Below are 16,391 nucleotides of genomic sequence, written 5' to 3'. Positions count from 1 at the left end.
ACGTGCGATCCTGGGCTGTCGGTTGTTATCCGCTTCAGTTCACGAGGTTGGCCGGACGGCGCCAGGGCGCCGCAACAGCCGCGCCGCTTCGATAAACGCCCTGGAGGCCGCCGAGGCGTTCTTGCGTCCTGAATAGTAGAGGCAGAGCGGCGCGATCGGCGGGGTCCAGTCGTTCAGGAGCCGGACCACCTGACCGCTGGCGACCTCTTCGGCGATGTCCGCCTCCATGAGGTAGCCCACGCCCATGCCGCCAAGCACCGCCGCCCGCGCAAGGTGGGCTTCATCCAGGGTGAGCGGTCCGTCCGGATCGAGATGCAGGACCTGGCCATCCTTCTCGAACACCCAGCGCAGCAATGCGCCATTGGGCAGTCGGACACGGATGCAGGCATGATGCGCGAGGTCGGCCGGGACACGCAGTTCGGGGGCGTTCGCAAGGTAGGCGGGCGAAGCCACGACGGCGTGGCCCTTCGGCGGGCCCAACGCAACGGCGATCATGTCACTGGGCGCCAGGTCGGCCCGGCGGATGCCGAAATCGAAGCCCTCAGCCACGATGTCGACCAGCTTGCCCTCCGTGACCAGGTCGATGCGCACCTGCGGATAGCGGCGAACGAAGTCGAGGATGAGCGGCTCGAAAACCTCCCGCGCGGCCGTCGGGAAGGCGTTGATGCGCAGCGTCCCCGAGGGCGTCTCCTGCTGTGCGCGCACCATCTCGACCGCGTTGTGAATGGTGTCCATGGCGGGGCGCAGCTGGGCGATGAACTGCCGGCCTGCGTCGGTCGGCGAGACGCTGCGCGTGGTCCGGTTGAACAGTCGCACGCCCAACTGCTGCTCCAGCTTGGCGATGGTGTTGCTCAACGCGGTCGTCGACAGGCCCAGCTCAAGCGCTGCGGCGCGGAACGAGCCCTTTGTGGCTATGGCCAGGACGGCCTCCAGCTCGATCAGCTTCAAGCGCTCCATTGTCCCGCCCGGCTAGATAGTTCATCGCGATTTGTCCCAGTTATCGGGACGAGCGTCCAGCCTTAGATGTTGGCCAGCAAGGACGTCCGTCGACACGACGCGTCCGATCGCAACAGGAGGCGATCTTGTCCATCGAGCTGCCCGCTCCGATTTCCCGTTACTTCGAAACCGACAAGACCAAGGCGGCGGACGCCGTCGCCCAGTGCTTTACGGGTTCGGCGGTCGTGCGCGACGAGCGCAAGACCCATGCCGGACGCGACGCCATCCGCGCCTGGAAGGAACAGTCGTCGCGGACCTATAGCTATGTCGTCGAGCCGCTTTCGCTCACAGAGGCCGAGGGTCGCCTGGTCGTCACTGCGCGGCTGACCGGCGACTTTCCGGGCAGTCCGACGACTCTGCGTTACGCCTTCGCGCTCGAAGACGACCAGATCGCCGATCTGGAGATCGCCCCATGAGCCGCGTCTCCGCCGCTGAACAAGGCTTGGCGCAAGGCGCTGCGCCGTTTCTGTCCCTGCAGGGCAAGCGGGCGCTGATCACCTCGGGCACCCGAGGGGCTGGCGCGGCGACGCTTTCGCTGTTCCGCCAACTGGGGGCGCAGGTGCTGACCACGGCGCGTAATCCGCCTGCGGATCTTCCCGCGGACCTCTTCGTGGCCGCCGACCTGACGACGGCGGACGGGTGCGCCAGACTGGCGGAGGTGGTTCGGGAACGCTTCGGCGTACCCGACATCGTCGTCCACATGCTCGGCGGCTCCTCGGCTCCGGCCGGTGGCTTCGCCGCCTTGGGGGATGAGGACTGGCGACGGGAGCTGGACCTGAATCTGATGCCGGCCGTGCGCCTGGACCGAGACATCGTCCCCGGGATGGTGGCGCGCGGGAGCGGGGTCATCATCCACGTGACGTCCATCCAGCGCACGCTTCCGCTGCCGGACGCCACCACGGCCTATGCGTCGGCCAAGGCTGCGCTGTCCACCTACAGCAAGAGCCTCTCCAAGGAAGTGTCGCCGCGCGGCGTGCGGGTCGTGCGCGTCTCACCCGGCTGGATCGAAACCGAGGCGTCGGTGGCGCTGGCCGAGCGACTGGGCGACGGCGTGGGCGGGGTCGAAGCGGGTAAGCGCAAGATCATGGAGAGCCTCGGCGGGATCCCGCTGGGTCGTCCCGCCCAGCCTGCGGAAGTCGCCAGCCTGTTCGCCTTCCTCGCCTCAGACCTGGCCGGGGCCATCACCGGCGCAGAGTACGTGATCGATGGCGGAGCGATCCCGACGGTGTGACGATCCTGGCCCAGCGCGGGCGCCAAGGCTCGCCTGGCCACGAGCCCGCGCTTTCGTCGCGCGTCGGGGAATCCGAGAAAATATATATCGCGATAAATTTTCTCTGGACATGCTTTGGAGCCAGAACTAAGGATCGATTATCGCAATAACATTTATCGCAACCGCAACCCGCCAACCCGAACCACACCAGGGAGAACCACCATGATCCGCCAAGCTCGCAACATCCTCCTCGCCGCCGCCCTGACGGGCCTGGCCGGTGCCGCCCACGCTCAGACCGACGCTTCGCTCGGCGCGCCGGCGCCGGGCGTTCGTAACGTCGTCCTGGTCCATGGCGCGTTCGCCGACGGGTCGGGCTGGCGGGGGGTCTATGACCGCCTGACCGCCAAGGGCTACCGGGTGAGCATCGTCCAGAACCCGCTGACCTCGCTCGCCGACGACGTCGCCGCCACGCGCCGGCTCCTGGCGCGCCAGGATGGCCCCACGATCCTGGTCGGCCACTCCTACGGCGGCACGGTGATCACCGAGGCGGGCAATGATCCCAAGGTCGCGGGACTGGTCTATGTCGCCGCCTTTGCGCCCGACGCCGGTGAGTCCACGGGCGACCAACTCGCCGACATCCCCGCCCCGCCCAGCTTCGTGATCGAGCCTCAGGCCGACGGTTTCGGCTTCATCAATCTGGCCAAGTTCAAGTCCGGCTTCGCCGCCGACATCAGCGACGCCGACGCCGCCTTCATGCGCGACTCGCAAGTGCCGATCGCCATGTCGGCCTTCGGCGAAAAGGTCACCAAGGCCGCCTGGCGCGTGAAGCCCAGCTGGTTCGTGGTGGCGACCGAAGACGGCGCCATTGATCCCAAGCTGCTGCGCAAGACCGCCACGCGCATCGGCGCCGAGACCGTCGAGGTGAAGGGCAGCCACGTGGTCTTCCTCAGCCGCCCCGACGCGGTCGCCGATCTCATCGACAAGGCCGCCAGGACCGCCGCGACGAAGGCGAAGTAATCCGCTTCAAAGCCCGGCCGCCGGCGCGCCAAACGCGTCGGCGGCTGCGCGATCGATTTGCGTTCGATCCGCGGCGCAGCGTCGAGCTCAGCGCCGAGGCGTCGAACCTTGGCCTCGATCCGCGTGCAGACGGGCGACCATCGCCACGACGGCGTCGGTTTGCAGAATGGTCGCGCCCATCGACAGCAGGGCCGTGACCCCACGATCATCGCCGAGCGCCAGACGCTGGTCGGTCTCGCCCAGGCTGTTCAACCAGACGCGCAGACCAAGCGCGTCGATCGCGCGGTAGGCTTCCGGCGTCAGGGACTTGGGGTCGGCGTGGACCACCTGGGCCCCTCCGGTGATCCGCAGAAGTTCAGCCAAGGGCGCATCCGGCATCAAGCGGACCATCAGCCGCGCCTTGGGATCCATCCCCCGCACCCGCGCCAGGATGGCCGGGTCGCTGTCGAAATAGAGGCTGGAGGCGCGCATGCCGGACGCGTTGACGACCTCGACGATCGGGCCGAGCCGATCGCTCTTCAGGTCCAGATCCACCAGGATGCGACCGCAGGCCAAGGCTAGGGCCTGCGCCAGGGTCGGCGGCGCCTCGTGGCTCAGGAGGCCGTCGCGCTGCTTGAGCCGCAGCGCGGCGACCTCGGCTGCGGTCTTGTCCTCCAAGCGGCCCTTGCCCGTCGTGGTGCGGTCGACGGTCTGGTCGTGCATCAACACCGGCGTGCCATCGCGCGTCACGACGATGTCGATCTCGACGATGTCAGCGCCCTTGGCGATCGCGGCCTCGATCGCGGCCAGGCTGTTCTCGGGCGCCTGGCTATGGTCGCCACGATGGGCGGCGGTCATCGGGCCTGCGCTGGGCCTTGCCAGACGGGCGAGCGCGGCGGTCATGGCCGGCGTTGTGGCGCAACGATCCGGAGACGCGGGTTCGGCCCCGCGCGTGGGGGTGGCCGCCACAAGGCCCAGCAAGGCCGCCAGGACCAGACGACGCATCATGGCGCGCGCCGCAGGTTTAGCTCGTCGCTCTTGGGCGCCAGGTCGATCAGCCGCGCGGGCTTGCCCCGGGCCGGCTTGCTCAGGCGGAAGGCGTCATAGAGCGCGCCGGTCGCCGTATAGGCCTTGTAGGTCAGCTCGCCGCCGTCGACGCTGATCGCCTGGAACAGCTGCACGCCCGTCGCCTTGCGGCTGGCCCAGTCGTCTTGGCCGGCGGGATACTGCTTGGGCCCGGCCACCGACACCACATAGACCGGCCCGCCCTTGCGGCCTCGGGCGTAGGTGTGATCGTGCCCCTGCAGCACAAGATCCACACCGTACCTTTGCAGCACCGGCTCCAGCGCCGCCCGCAGCTCCGGATTGTCGCGCCCCTTGGCGGTCGAATAGATCGGATAGTGCAGGAAGACGACGGTCCAGGCGTTGGGATTGTCAGCCAGACGCGCCTGCAGCCACGTCAAGGTCGCCTCGGCGAGCTCTGGATGATCGCTCATCGCGTCGGCGTCCAGCGACAGGAACCGTACGCCCTGGTAGTCGACCTGGTAGACGGTCTCGGAGAGCGCTTCGACGCCCGCCGGGCCGTTGCGCGGCAGCGTGAACTGCTGGCGCCACTGCGGCGCCAGGGCCTGACGGCCTTCGACGGGCGGGCCGTATTCGTGGTTGCCGGGACTGGGCAGGGTCAAAAGCTCGGCGTGAAGGTCGGGGGCCATGTCGAACCACTCGGCCCACTCGCGGTCGGCGTCCGAGCGGTTGATCAGATCGCCGGCGTAGAGCGCCAGGGCCGCGTCCGGCGCCAGGCGGCGGGCCATGCGCATGACGCGCGAGCCGTGGCTCTCCACCTCGTTCTGCACGTCGCCGAAATAGAGGAAGGTGAACGGCTTGGCGGTCGACGCCGCCGTGCGGACCTGGCGCCAGGCGCTGAAGGTCCGGCCATCGCCCACCCGATAGACGTACAGCGTTTCAGGCTTTAGCCCATCGATGACGGCGCTATGGGCGGTGGCCGAGACCGGCGCGCCGTTGCGAGGCGCGTACTGGACCACCTCGCTGGTCGCCATCACGGTCGAAACAGCGTCCTCGAACGCCGGGCCGGGCGTCGCCTCGGCGTACTCCACCAGGCCCTTGCCGGCGCCGGCCTCCATGCGCCAGGTCACCGCAAAGCCGCGGGACGGATCCTCGGTCGGGTTGACGATCAGCCGCTGAGGCTTGCCGCCGGTGATGATGGGCTCGGCTGGCGCGCGCGCCTTGGCCGGTCCTTGGGCGGCGACCGGCCCGACGGCCAGCAGCAGGGCGCTCAGGGCGACGCCGCAGCCAAGAGCCGTCGCCAGACGGAACGCCGAAGCGCAAGCGCGTCGCGGATTGAAGCTGGGGGTCATGGTCGACTCGGATCAGGCGTTGACGAAGAAAGGGATGTCGGCGCGGCCAAGGGGGAGCCGCGCCGACCACTCCTGGGACAAGCCAGGAGCGCGGCGCCGACGGACCGCACGCGGCGATCCGCCGGCGTATCGGTCAGAGCTTCCAGTCGAAGCTGAGGCTGATGTAACGGCCGTTCTCGATGTAATCGCGGATGCCGCCCTTGGCCTTGCCGAAGGTGTACCAGTAGGTGTGGCTATCCAGGGCGTTCTGGACCTTGAAGGTCGCGGCCATCCGGTCGTTGAAGTGACGGCGGACCATCAGGTCGACGAACTTGTAGTCCTGCTCGTACGGGTCGTTGCCGTAGTCCTCGATGTCTTCCAAGGCTTCGGACTGATAGCTGTACGAGACATAGGCCTCCCAGCCGTTGCGCTCCCAGAAGACTTCCAGGTTCGCCAGACGCGACGGGGTCTCCATCAGCGGCAGTTCCTGGCCCGCCGGGTGCCAGCTGATGCCGGTGACGGCGCGGGCCCGTTGGAAGGTCATGTTGGCCGCGACGCCCAGACCGTCGAAGGGCGCGGGCAGCCAGTGCAGGATCTGGCGGGCGTTGACCTCGACGCCGCTCACCTTGGCGGACTTGCCGTTCATGGGCGTCGAGATGTCGACGCCGGTCCCGTCGGTGTAGTTGTCCGTCGTACCGTCCTGAATGACGCTGGACGACGAGCGGAACAGGAAGTTGCGAATGTCCTTGTGGAACAGGCCGACCGAATAGGCTCCGGTCTTGCCGTTGTACCACTCCAGTGAGGCGTCGTAGTTGACCGCCTTCATCGGCTTGAGGTTCGGATTGCCGGTGCTGACGCTTTCCAGGACCCACTGTTCCTTGGGATCGGTCTTGCCGTCGCCGTTCGGATCGGTGTTGTAGCCGTACGACTTGGCCGAGCTCATGCGGTTGATGTCGGGACGCGAGAAGCTGGTCCAGACCGCGCCGCGCAGGATCAGGTCGTCGCGGAACTTGTAGTTCGTGTGGATCGACGGCAGCACATTGACGAAGTCGGACTTGTCGCGCGTGAAGGTGTCGCCCTTCAGCGGGTCTTCCAGCCAAGCCTGGATGTCGTTCTTTGTGCTCTCGACGCGCGCCCCGGTGATCACCTCGGCCTTGCCGAACTGAGCCTTGGCCATGGCATAGCCGGCGAGGACGGTCTCCTTGTAGTTCCAGGTGTCCTCGTTGGAGACCTCGGCCGCGTCCGGCGAGGTGGCCAGGCCGCTGAAGAAGGTGGACTTGCCATCCTGGGCCTTGCGCAGCTCGGCCATCATCTTGTCGGTGTCGATCGTGACGCCCAGCCGGTAGTCGCCGGAATAGACCCCGCCGAACAGGCTGTCGACGGACTGGCCAAAGTACGGCGCAAAGTCGGCCATCGTGCCGCTGCGGGTCAGGTCGATGAAGCTGCCGCCCGTCTTGCGACGCTCCGAGACCGACATCTTCACGCCCGCCTTCAGCTCGCGCAGCCAGTGGCTGGCCGGCGTGTAGGCCAGATTGAACTGAGCTTGCTTGAGGGTCTCTTCGTTCTCGCCGAACCCAGCGCTCATGCTCGAATACTTGAACGCCGCCGGGTCCTGGACGGCGGCCATGCCCGCGGCGTTCAAGACCCATTTCGGAAAGCGCGGGTCACCGGCGGTCGAGACAAAGACGCCCTTGTTGCCAAGCCAGTCGTAAGCGTCGGTGCGGAAATGGAGCTCGAACTCGTCTTTGATGTTGTCGCGCGAGTTGGAGTACGAGACGTCGTAGTCGAGGGTCAGGTCGCCAAACCGGCTCTTGCCGCCAACCGTCGCCGAGCCCAGCACGCCTTCGGTCGAGCCACCTTCCCAGTAGCGGCGCAGGCGGAAGCCTTGCGGATCCCAAAGACCCGAACCGCCATCCAGGCTGTAGAAGCTGCGGGTCTTGCGGTCGGCGTCGGTGATCCGGCCGTCCTTGTTCTGGTCGATGATGTCGTTGACCGAGTAGCTGTAGACGCGCACCCCGTTCTCGACGCCGATCACCGCCTTGTCGGGCGTCATCAGGTCGGTGCGCGACTTGTCCTTCTGGACGAGACGCTCGGAAATGCGGTCGGCGTAATTGCGGAAGTTCAGCCGGTTCCGGAATTCGGTCTCGTCATAGACGTTGTACTGGCCACGCAGATGGATCTCGTGGTCGGCGTTGCGCCAGTCCAGCGAGGCGTTGAGGCCCTTGCGCTCGACCTTCGTCTCGCCGGCCGAGAGCTCGACACCCAGCGTCTGGAAGGTCGAGGTGTCGAAATTGCGCGACTTGTTGGTGGCGAACCAGCGCTGGGGCATGTCGTCGCCCGAACCGCCGACCTGCTCGAACTGGGAATTGCGGCGCGTGTAGCTGGCGGTGACGAACAGGCCGAAATTCTCGTTGAACTGACGGCCGAAGGCCAACTGGGCTTCACCGGACTTCTTGCGATCGCGCTTGTCCAGCATCGTGCCTTCGAGCGACACCGCCACGTGGGTCGGATCGAAGTCGAACGCGGTCGGGGTGCGGATCTCGACCGAGCCGCCCAGAGCGTCGCCGTCCATGTTGGGCAGGATCGACTTGAACACGGTGATCGAGTCGACGCCGGCGGCGGGCAGGAAGCTCAAGCGAACGCCGCGATAGAAGTTGTCGCCGGGCGAGCCCATGCCGCCCAGGCGCACGCCGTTGACCGAGTAGGTATTGTACTCGGTCGCCAGACCGCGGATCGAGATGCGATCCCCCTCGCCCGTGGTGTGGTTGCGCACCGCCGACACGCCCGGAAGGCGCGAGACCGCCTCGGTCAGGTTGGACGAGGGCAGCTTGCCCATGTCGTTGGCGCTGACCACGTCGGTGATCATGTCGGCGTCGCGCTTGGCGTCGAGCGACTTGCGCAGGCCCGCCGCGTAGCCGACGACGATCAGCTCGTCGACCTCATCGGCGGCGGCCAAAGGGCGTTCACGCAGCACGATGGCCCCGTTGATCGCCTCGACCGTCAGCGGCGCGGCCGCGAGCATCTGCTTCAGGGCGTCCTCGGCGCGCATGCGGCCCTCGATGGCCACCGACTGGCGACCGCGCGTCAGCGCCGGATCGGCCGAAACAGCCACGCCGGCGATGCGCGAAAACGCCATCAGCGCCGCGCCCAGGTCCTGAGCGGGAATATCAAAGCGGGCTTCGGCGGCCAGAGGCGCGGTCGGCGCGGACTGGGCGTAGGCCGCGCCGGCGGCCGTCACCATCGAGAACGCCGCCACGGCGGCCATAAGTCGAGACTTGTAGCTCATAAAACGCCCCAGAACCTTAGAGCCCGCTTTTCGGGCCTCGAACGGGGTAGACAGCGTGATCGGCAATATCAGACAGGCGTCGCAAAACTTTTATTTTTACACTGTCGTCGAAATTATCTGCCTCATGGCGAATAATTATCTCATCACTGACAATCCATCGGACAAGCATTTCACATATCGATGTTTTGACTTGTGACACGCCAGCCTGAGCTTCACAAAACTGCCGCACAGTTCGGTTAACGCCGCCGCTGATCGAGCCCGCCTTCGGGGCGTGGCGAGACCTGGAATCCAGGAATGGCTCAGAACGAACCCGTGCCGGTCTTCGAGACCGTGCGCGCGCACGAGACGCGGTTGAAGGCCTATGCGCGTCGCCGCGGCGCCGACGGCCACGAAGCCGAGGACCTCTTTCAGGAAACGGTGCTGCGCCTGCTGCAGCGCGCGCGGCGAGCGCCCCTGCTCAATCCGCTGGCCTATGCGTTTCGCGTGCTGGACAACCTGATGCGCGACGGCCGCCAGCGGCCAAGCTTCGAAGCGCTGGACGACGCCGAGCCCTGCGAGCAGCCAGGACCGGGGGCCCTCCTGGAGGGACAGGAGCTGGCCGAGGCGTTCTCGCGCGCGATCGCAGACATGCCGCGGCTGCGCCGGGAGGTCTATCTGAGACGACGCCTGGACGGCCAAGCCTATGACCGCATCGCGCTTGATCTACGGCTGACGCCCGAGGCCGTTCAGAAACACTACAGCCGCGCGTCGGCGACCCTGCGCAAGGTCCATCAGGACGCTGTGCGGGGCGAAGGATAGCCCGCATGCGCGAACACGCTTACGCCCGCACCGAGGATCATCAGGCCGCGCTTTGGGCCGATCGCCTGGCGACCACCGCCCTCTCCTGCCAGGAAGCCGCCCGCCTGGAAGCGTGGCTGTCGGCGAATCCGCGTCGCGAAGCCTTGTTGGCCGCGCACCGTGACCTGATCACGTCGGCGCCCCTGGGGCGGGCCCTCGTGCAGGCTCGCGCGTCCGGCGCTCGCAAGGCCAAGCCGCGATCGCTGGGTTCGCCGATCTGGACGCTCGCGGGCGCGGCGCTGGCGGCGGCCATCGCGGTGATCGCTTGGCCGCGCCCTGCGCTGGATCTGAAGACGCCGCAAGGCCGTCAGCAGGTCCAGGTGCTGGCGGACGGCTCGAGGCTGACCCTGAACGGCGATTCCCAGGCGCGCGTGACCCTGGCGCGGCGCAAGCGGGACGTCCGCCTCGACCAGGGCGAAGCCTTCTTCAAGGTGGCGCACGATCCGTCACGGCCCTTCACCGTGCATGCGCGGGACGCATCGGTGACCGCGCTGGGCACGGCGTTCAACGTCAACCGCCTGGCCGACGCGACCGAGATCACGGTGCATGAAGGCAAGGTCCGGGTCGCGGCCACCACCACGCGCGCTCGTCCGGTCGTGGTCGTCGCGGGCGAGAGCGTCCGGGTTTCCGCCCGGGGAATCGAGGGCCGCGTCAAGTTCAACCCCGCCGTCGCCGACGACTGGCGCAGCGGCTGGATCGAACTGAACAACGGCCGGTTGGGCGATCTGGTGACGGAGCTCAACCGCGCCAACGCCACGCGCCCCTTGAGGCTGGGCGAGCCGGCGCTGGCCGAGCTTCGCCTGACGGGCCGCTTCCGGGCGACCGCGCCGCGCGAAACAGCGGCGTTGGTGGCCGCCACGCACGGACTGGCTCTGCAGGAAGCCCCCGACGCGACGGTGCTGGCGCCGATCTCCAGGCGATGACCCGACCCTTGCCGGCCTGACGAATGAGCGCCGGCGAGCCAGAAGGGCGGCATGGGTTCAAGGCCGGGGCTCGACCGAGCCTGGCCCGCCGCCGCTTGACCGGTTGGGCTATGGCAATCCGATCGGTGTCCTCGGCGTCCCGCTAACGCACGAAGGGGAAGGGAGACAGGGCCTTGCTGTTCTCCTCAACCAGTAGGGTCCGATTGATCGGCGCGGCGGCTCTCTGGGGACAGGCGGGCCGCTCGCAGATCCGGCAGGACGGTCCGATCTCCACCGCGATCGGATTGGCGATATCGAGACCCCGCGCGTGGACCAGCTTGCTGGCGTGCCTCAACTCGCAGCCCAGGCCGACCACCAGCTCGTCTTCCAGTCCGGCCTGCAAACCCGAGACGCGACGCACCGTGCGCGACAGGGTGAAGTAGCGCTCGCCGTCGGGCGTCTCGATCACTTGTGTGACGATACGGCCGGGCGTCTTGAAGCTGTCGTGGACGTTCCAGCGCGGGCAGGCCCCGCCAAACCGCGAGAACGGGAAAGGGCCGGCGGCGTAGCGCTTGGAAATGTTCCCGGCCGCATCCAACCGCATCATGAAGAACGGCACGCCCCGCGCGCCCGGACGTCCCAGCGTGGTCAGGCGCTGGGCGGCCTGCTCGTAGCTGATGCCAAAGCGCGACCGAACCCGCTCAATGTCGTAGCCGCTGGCCTCCATGGCGCTGAGGAACGGCTCGTAGGGCATCATGATCGCCGCGGCGAGATAGCTGTCGAGAAACACCTTCAGGAGCTGTCGGCTTGAACGATCCGGCGCCTGAAAGCGATCGGTGAGGTCCGACAGCACCTCTCCGCCCTCCATCAGACCCAGTTGATAGCACATGCCGAAGGTGCGGCTGGCGTGGGCCAGCGTCTCCGACAGCATCAGGCGTTTGCGGTGATGGTCGTAACGGCGCAGCGAACCGCTCATCACCTCGACCGGCATGATCCGGGTCTGGACGCCGAACTTGCTCTGCAGGCGCTCGCGAACCGCCGGCGCCAGGTCCTGCGGATCGGCTTTCAGCTGGGCGACGATCGTCTCGGCCAGGGCCTCCAGCTCGGTGAAATGGTTGCGCTGCGCGCCGACCAGGTCGCGGACCCAATCGGTCGGCGAGGCCTGGTCAGAGACCGGGCCCGCCCCGTCCGGCCGCTCGAAGGCGCCCAGGTCGATCAACCGGCCGCGATCGAGATAGGCGCGATAGAGCCGCGTCATGGCCTCGGCCAGGCCCGGCGACAGCTCGGCGACCTCGGCGGTCTCGTGGCGCGACACGCCCAGGTCGGCGAACATCTTGTCGGCCAGCACCTCCTCCAGCCCCGCGCCGCCGCCCGGATCGTCGGCCGATAGGCTGCGCAGGTCCAGATCGTAGGCGTCCGCCAGCCGCAGCAGGATCTGCGCCGTCACCGGCCGCTGGTTACGCTCCAACAGGTTCAGATAGCTAGCCGACACACCCAGTTCCTCGGCCATCCGCGCCTGGGTCACGCCCAGGTCGCGCCGCAGCCGCTTCAGCCGCCCGCCGAGAAAGAGCTTCTTGTCGCTTGCCTTGGTGTTGGGTGCCGCCATCCGGTCAACTTGTCACAACTTTACATGAATTACAAAGTCGATCTTTGACAAATTGCCTTCAATAGGTTCGACCGATCCGGCGGCCCGGCGTTAGCTCGCCAAGACGAGTTTTCCTTGGCCCGCAAGGCTTCGAGCCCCTGGCCTCCGAAGTGGGATTGATGATCATGACGCAGCGCAAGACCTATGCCGAACACCGCGACGCCCTGCTGGCGCGCTATCCTCAGGGCGTCACGCCGGGCGGCGTCGACGTCGACGACATCATCCAGCTGAAGCTGCAGAACACCTTCAACACCCACCTGGACATCGCCCGGGCCATGGCGCCGGTCATGCGCGCCGACATGGCCGCCTATGACGCCGACAGCAGCAAGTTCACCCAATCGCTGGGCTGCTGGTCGGGCTTTCACGCCCAGCAGATGATCAAGGCGGTCAAGCGCCTGCGCGGCACGACCAAGGGCGCCTATGTCTATCTGTCGGGCTGGATGGTCGCGGGCCTTCGCAACCGCTTCGGCCACCTGCCCGACCAGTCGATGCACGAGAAGACCTCGGTCGTCGACCTGATCGAGGAGATCTACGTCTCGCTGCGCCAGGCCGATGAAGTGGCGATCAACGACCTCTTCAAGACGCTGAGCGCCGCCCGCAAGGCCGGCGACCAGATCGCCGAGCAGGCCGCGATCAAGGCGATCGACAACTTCGAGACCCATGTCGTGCCGATCATCGCCGATATCGACGCTGGCTTCGGCAACGAGCATGCCACCTATCTGCTGGCCAAGGAGATGATCAAGGCCGGCGCCTGCTGCCTGCAGATCGAGAACCAGGTCAGCGACGCCAAGCAGTGCGGCCACCAGGACGGCAAGGTCACGGTGCCGCGCGAGGACTTCATCGAGAAGCTGCGCGCCTGCCGCCTGGCCTTCGAGGAACTGGGCGTCGACGAGGGCGTGATCGTCGCCCGCACCGATAGCCTGGGCGCGGGCCTGACCCAGAAGATCCCGGTCAGCCAGGAGCCTGGCGATCTGGCCAGCGACTATATCAAGTGGCTGAAGACCGAGCCCGTCACCCCGGAAAACCCGCTGAAGGACGGTGAGCTGGCGATCATGAAGGACGGCGCGTTCGTCAAGCCCGTGCGGATGCCCAACGGCCTGTTCGCCTTCCAGGACGGCACCGGCCGCCAACGCGTCATCGAGGACTGCATCGCCAACCTGACGCAAGGCGGCGCCGACCTGCTGTGGATCGAGACCGACACCCCCAATGTCGACGAGATCGCCTCGATGGTGGCCGAGGTCCGCAAGGTCGTTCCGAACGCCAAGCTGACCTACAACAACTCGCCGTCGTTCAACTGGACGCTCAATCTGCGCAAGCAGGTTCGCGACCAGTGGATCGCCGAGGGCAAGATTCACAAGGACAGCTATCCGGACGGCAATGCGCTGATGTCGGCCGAGTACGACAAGAGCGACCTGGGCCGCGAGGCGGACGAGCGACTGGCCCGCTTCCAGGTCGACATCGCCGCCCGCGCCGGGGTGTTCCACAACCTGATCACCCTGCCGACCTTCCACCTGACGGCCAAGAGCGTCGACGAGCTGTCGCGCGGCTACTTCGGCGAGGAGCGGATGCAGGCCTACGTGAATACGGTGCAGCGCGAGGAGATCCGCCGCGGCGTCTCGGCCGTGAAGCACCAGCACGAGGTCGGCTCGGACCTCGGCGACACCTTCAAGGAAATGGTCGCCGGCGAGCGCGCCCTGAAGGCCGGCGGCCACGCCAACACCATGAACCAGTTCGCGGCCGAATAGGCCCGACACTTAAGCCCCCAAAGGAGCAGAGCCATGACCGCATTCTCTCCCGCCACCATGCCCGCGACGGACGACGACAAGCGCGCCGTCGAACGGCTCGCCGAGGCCTCCCACCGCCTGAACGACGCCGTGCGTCGCGCCATCGCCGCCGGCTATTCGGTGGAACTGGTGCGCACCTCGCGCCACCATGACGGCGCGGGCAACTGGGGCGATCAGATCGTCCCGACCGTTCGTGAAAAAGGCGCCGAAAAGAGCGCTTAACGACCAAGAACCGACCAGAGTCCTGATGACGGCTCCCCGGACATCCGGGGAGCCGATCCCACCGCCACGGAAAGCTTCCTATGCCGCTCGACATCGCCGCCAACATCCAGGTCACCGGTCCCGTTGAAGGCCGAGCTGCGGAAGTACTCACCCCCGAAGCCCTGGCCTTCGTCGCCGATCTGCACCGTCGGTTCGACGCGCGTCGCCGCCAGTTGCTGGAAACCCGTCAGGCGCGCCAGGCGCGCTTCGACGCCGGCGAACTGCCCAACTTCCTCGACGACACCGCATCGATCCGCGCCGCCGACTGGACCATCGCAGCCATTCCCGACGACCTGCTCGACCGCCGCGTCGAGATCACCGGGCCGGTCGACCGCAAGATGATCATCAACGCTCTGAACTGCGGGGCCAAGGTGTTCATGGCCGACTTCGAGGACGCCACGGCCCCGACCTGGGCCAATGTCGTTGAAGGGCAGATCAATCTGAAAGACCGCTGGCAGGGCGCGCTGACCCACGTCGATCCCAAGTCCGGCAAGTCGTACGCCCTGGGCGCGACACCCGCCGTGCTCAAGGTCCGACCGCGCGGCTGGCACCTGATGGAGCGCCATCTGGAGATCGACGGCCAAGCCGTGGCCGGCGCGCTGTTCGACTTCGGCCTCTACGTTTTCCACAACGCCAAGGCGGCGATCGCCCAAGGTTCGGGTCCCTACTTCTACCTGCCCAAGCTCGAGAGCCACCTGGAAGCACGCCTGTGGAATGACGTGTTCCTCCGCGCCCAGGAGGTGCTCGGCCTGCCGGTGGGAACGATCAAGGCCACGGTGCTGATCGAGACCATCCCCGCCGCCTTCGAGATGGACGAGATCCTGTTCGAGCTGAAGGACCACATCGTCGGCCTCAACTGCGGCCGCTGGGACTACATCTTCTCGTTCATCAAGCGCCTGGGCCGCCGCGCCGAATTCCTGACCCCCGACCGCTCGGCCATGGTCATGGGCAAGGCCTTCCTCGGCGCCTACTCGCTGAAGCTCATCCAGACCTGCCACCGCCGCCGCGCCTTCGCCATGGGCGGCATGGCGGCCCAGATTCCGGTCAAGGGCGACGACGCCGCCAACCAGGCCGCCTTCGCCAAGGTCAAGGCCGACAAGGAGCGCGAAGCCACGGCTGGCCATGACGGCACCTGGGTGGCGCACCCCGACCTGGTGCCGGTCGCGCTGGAGGTCTTCGACCGCCTGATGCCGACGCCGAACCAGCTTGACAGGAACCTGGCCGACCTCGACATCACCCAGGCCCAGATGCTGGCGCTGCATGACGGCGTCCGCACCGAAGCGGGCGTGCGCGAGAACATCCGCGTCGGCGTCCGCTACACCCAGGCCTGGCTCGAGGGGCGCGGGGCCGTGCCGCTCTACAACCTGATGGAAGACGCCGCGACGGCCGAAATCTGCCGCACGCAGCTCTGGCAGTGGATCCGCCTTGGCGCCGAACTGGACGATGGCCGGCCGCTGACGTCTGAACTGTTCGTCAGCCTGTTCACCCAGGAAATGACGGAACTCCGGCGCGATCTGGGGTCACAGCGCCTGGAAGAAGCCGCCCAGCTCTTCGCTCAGATGGTGCTTTCCGAGAGCCTCGAAGAGTTTCTGACGACGCCCGCCTACGACCTTCTCTGACACCGACGGGTTTAGTCACGCCGCACGGGTGGGCCCAAGCCCCATCCAAAACCTCACGTGCGCCGAAACGTCTTTTGCCCCTAGACCTCCGCCTCGGCGGAGGTCTTTCGGCGCGCACTATCATGACGGTACGGGACCCCAGGGCCTGCTTTGCGCAGCGCGCGCCATGACGAGCGCTTCCTTCCCCAGGATCAAGCCGCCATCGCGACCCGCTTGCCGGACGAGGTTTGGGACGCAGCATAACCCGCGAATTGCCAGTTGCAGGCCCGCGACCGCTCCTGTATCGAACGCCCTCCCCCGCCGACGTGAATTGCGTCGACACCCGGATGGCCCGGTGGCGGAGTGGTGACGCAGCGGACTGCAAATCCGTGCACCCCGGTTCGATTCCGGGCCGGGCCTCCAAATCAAGCCTTCAACATCATGCTCTGATTGTGCTTCGCCTGAGCTGATCCAAGGCAGCTACCCAGGGCAGACTCCGCCTAATCCAAGGTGGAGAGAACA

General features: G+C 67.0%; 13 protein-coding genes and 1 tRNA gene. 9 read left to right on the top strand and 5 right to left on the bottom strand.

Translation table 11 applies throughout. The annotated features are described in order from the left end of the window. Positions 1 to 39: 39 nt before the first annotated feature. The gene (locus CA606_RS03360) at positions 40 to 957 is read right to left on the bottom strand and encodes a LysR family transcriptional regulator (RefSeq protein WP_096052393.1); all 918 of its coding nucleotides are present in this window, start codon (positions 955 to 957) and stop codon (positions 40 to 42) included. A gap of 125 nt (positions 958 to 1,082) precedes the next feature. Between CA606_RS03360 and CA606_RS03355 the strand changes: the two genes are divergently transcribed. The 3 genes from CA606_RS03355 to CA606_RS03345 all read left to right on the top strand — a co-directional run bounded on the left by CA606_RS03355 (position 1,083) and on the right by CA606_RS03345 (position 3,223). Then, complete coding sequence (locus CA606_RS03355) at positions 1,083 to 1,412, top strand: nuclear transport factor 2 family protein (protein ID WP_181242759.1); 330 nt, start codon at positions 1,083 to 1,085, stop codon at positions 1,410 to 1,412. Further along, the gene (locus CA606_RS03350; protein ID WP_096052394.1) at positions 1,409 to 2,227 is read left to right on the top strand and encodes an SDR family oxidoreductase; all 819 of its coding nucleotides are present in this window, start codon (positions 1,409 to 1,411) and stop codon (positions 2,225 to 2,227) included. The genes CA606_RS03355 and CA606_RS03350 overlap by 4 nt, the downstream gene beginning before the upstream one ends. A 201-nt stretch (positions 2,228 to 2,428) precedes the next feature. Further along, positions 2,429 to 3,223, top strand: a complete 795-nt coding sequence (locus CA606_RS03345; protein WP_096052395.1) for an alpha/beta fold hydrolase — start codon at positions 2,429 to 2,431, stop codon at positions 3,221 to 3,223. 87 nt (positions 3,224 to 3,310) lie between these two features. Here the strand turns inward: CA606_RS03345 and CA606_RS03340 are convergent, their stop codons facing one another. The 3 genes from CA606_RS03340 to CA606_RS03330 all read right to left on the bottom strand — a co-directional run bounded on the left by CA606_RS03340 (position 3,311) and on the right by CA606_RS03330 (position 8,842). Continuing rightward, a complete protein-coding gene (locus CA606_RS03340) occupies positions 3,311 to 4,210 on the bottom strand; it encodes a glycerophosphodiester phosphodiesterase family protein (RefSeq protein WP_096052396.1) in 900 nt (299 codons plus the stop codon). Further along, positions 4,207 to 5,577: a purple acid phosphatase family protein gene (locus CA606_RS03335; RefSeq protein WP_096052397.1), complete on the bottom strand. Its 1,371-nt coding sequence runs from the start codon at positions 5,575 to 5,577 to the stop codon at positions 4,207 to 4,209. The genes CA606_RS03340 and CA606_RS03335 overlap by 4 nt, the downstream gene beginning before the upstream one ends. Before the next feature lie 133 nt (positions 5,578 to 5,710). Beyond that, positions 5,711 to 8,842, bottom strand: coding sequence for a TonB-dependent receptor (locus CA606_RS03330; protein WP_233282177.1), 3,132 nt, complete (start codon positions 8,840 to 8,842; stop codon positions 5,711 to 5,713). A gap of 294 nt (positions 8,843 to 9,136) precedes the next feature. Between CA606_RS03330 and CA606_RS03325 the strand changes: the two genes are divergently transcribed. Together CA606_RS03325 and CA606_RS03320 are read left to right on the top strand one after the other, a co-directional pair. Continuing rightward, positions 9,137 to 9,640 (top strand): RNA polymerase sigma factor, encoded by a 504-nt coding sequence (locus tag CA606_RS03325; RefSeq protein WP_096052398.1) that lies wholly within the window; start codon positions 9,137 to 9,139, stop codon positions 9,638 to 9,640. Positions 9,641 to 9,645: 5 nt separating this feature from the next. Further along, positions 9,646 to 10,602 carry a FecR family protein gene (locus CA606_RS03320; protein WP_096052399.1) on the top strand — a complete coding sequence of 319 codons (957 nt, stop codon included), beginning with the start codon at positions 9,646 to 9,648 and terminating at the stop codon, positions 10,600 to 10,602. Positions 10,603 to 10,744: 142 nt separating this feature from the next. Here the strand turns inward: CA606_RS03320 and CA606_RS03315 are convergent, their stop codons facing one another. Beyond that, positions 10,745 to 12,187 carry a helix-turn-helix domain-containing protein gene (locus CA606_RS03315; RefSeq protein WP_096052400.1) on the bottom strand — a complete coding sequence of 481 codons (1,443 nt, stop codon included), beginning with the start codon at positions 12,185 to 12,187 and terminating at the stop codon, positions 10,745 to 10,747. A gap of 164 nt (positions 12,188 to 12,351) precedes the next feature. Between CA606_RS03315 and CA606_RS03310 the strand changes: the two genes are divergently transcribed. The 4 genes from CA606_RS03310 (at position 12,352) to CA606_RS03295 (ending at position 16,292) form a co-directional block, all read left to right on the top strand. Next, a complete protein-coding gene (locus CA606_RS03310) occupies positions 12,352 to 13,971 on the top strand; it encodes an isocitrate lyase (protein ID WP_096053889.1) in 1,620 nt (539 codons plus the stop codon). Positions 13,972 to 14,004: 33 nt separating this feature from the next. Beyond that, positions 14,005 to 14,232, top strand: coding sequence for a hypothetical protein (locus tag CA606_RS03305; protein ID WP_012640328.1), 228 nt, complete (start codon positions 14,005 to 14,007; stop codon positions 14,230 to 14,232). An 80-nt stretch (positions 14,233 to 14,312) separates the two neighbouring features. Further along, the gene (gene aceB, locus CA606_RS03300; RefSeq protein WP_096052401.1) at positions 14,313 to 15,890 is read left to right on the top strand and encodes a malate synthase A; all 1,578 of its coding nucleotides are present in this window, start codon (positions 14,313 to 14,315) and stop codon (positions 15,888 to 15,890) included. A 328-nt stretch (positions 15,891 to 16,218) separates the two neighbouring features. Then, positions 16,219 to 16,292 (top strand) — tRNA-Cys (locus tag CA606_RS03295). Positions 16,293 to 16,391: the final 99 nt, after the last annotated feature.

This window comes from Caulobacter vibrioides (assembly GCF_002310375.3).
GTDB lineage: Bacteria > Pseudomonadota > Alphaproteobacteria > Caulobacterales > Caulobacteraceae > Caulobacter > Caulobacter vibrioides_D.
This window is presented reverse-complemented; position numbering and strand designations above follow the sequence as displayed.

Coding starts and splice junctions, on each gene's coding strand:
- CA606_RS03335 (WP_096052397.1), bottom strand. CDS start 5,577: ATGACCCCCAGCTTCAATCCGCGACGCGCTTGCGCTTCGGCGTTCCGT.
- CA606_RS03345 (WP_096052395.1), top strand. CDS start 2,429: ATGATCCGCCAAGCTCGCAACATCCTCCTCGCCGCCGCCCTGACGGGC.
- CA606_RS03310 (WP_096053889.1), top strand. CDS start 12,352: ATGACGCAGCGCAAGACCTATGCCGAACACCGCGACGCCCTGCTGGCG.
- CA606_RS03350 (WP_096052394.1), top strand. CDS start 1,409: ATGAGCCGCGTCTCCGCCGCTGAACAAGGCTTGGCGCAAGGCGCTGCG.
- CA606_RS03340 (WP_096052396.1), bottom strand. CDS start 4,210: ATGATGCGTCGTCTGGTCCTGGCGGCCTTGCTGGGCCTTGTGGCGGCC.
- aceB (WP_096052401.1), top strand. CDS start 14,313: ATGCCGCTCGACATCGCCGCCAACATCCAGGTCACCGGTCCCGTTGAA.
- CA606_RS03325 (WP_096052398.1), top strand. CDS start 9,137: ATGGCTCAGAACGAACCCGTGCCGGTCTTCGAGACCGTGCGCGCGCAC.
- CA606_RS03315 (WP_096052400.1), bottom strand. CDS start 12,187: ATGGCGGCACCCAACACCAAGGCAAGCGACAAGAAGCTCTTTCTCGGC.
- CA606_RS03360 (WP_096052393.1), bottom strand. CDS start 957: ATGGAGCGCTTGAAGCTGATCGAGCTGGAGGCCGTCCTGGCCATAGCC.
- CA606_RS03330 (WP_233282177.1), bottom strand. CDS start 8,842: ATGAGCTACAAGTCTCGACTTATGGCCGCCGTGGCGGCGTTCTCGATG.
- CA606_RS03320 (WP_096052399.1), top strand. CDS start 9,646: ATGCGCGAACACGCTTACGCCCGCACCGAGGATCATCAGGCCGCGCTT.
- CA606_RS03305 (WP_012640328.1), top strand. CDS start 14,005: ATGACCGCATTCTCTCCCGCCACCATGCCCGCGACGGACGACGACAAG.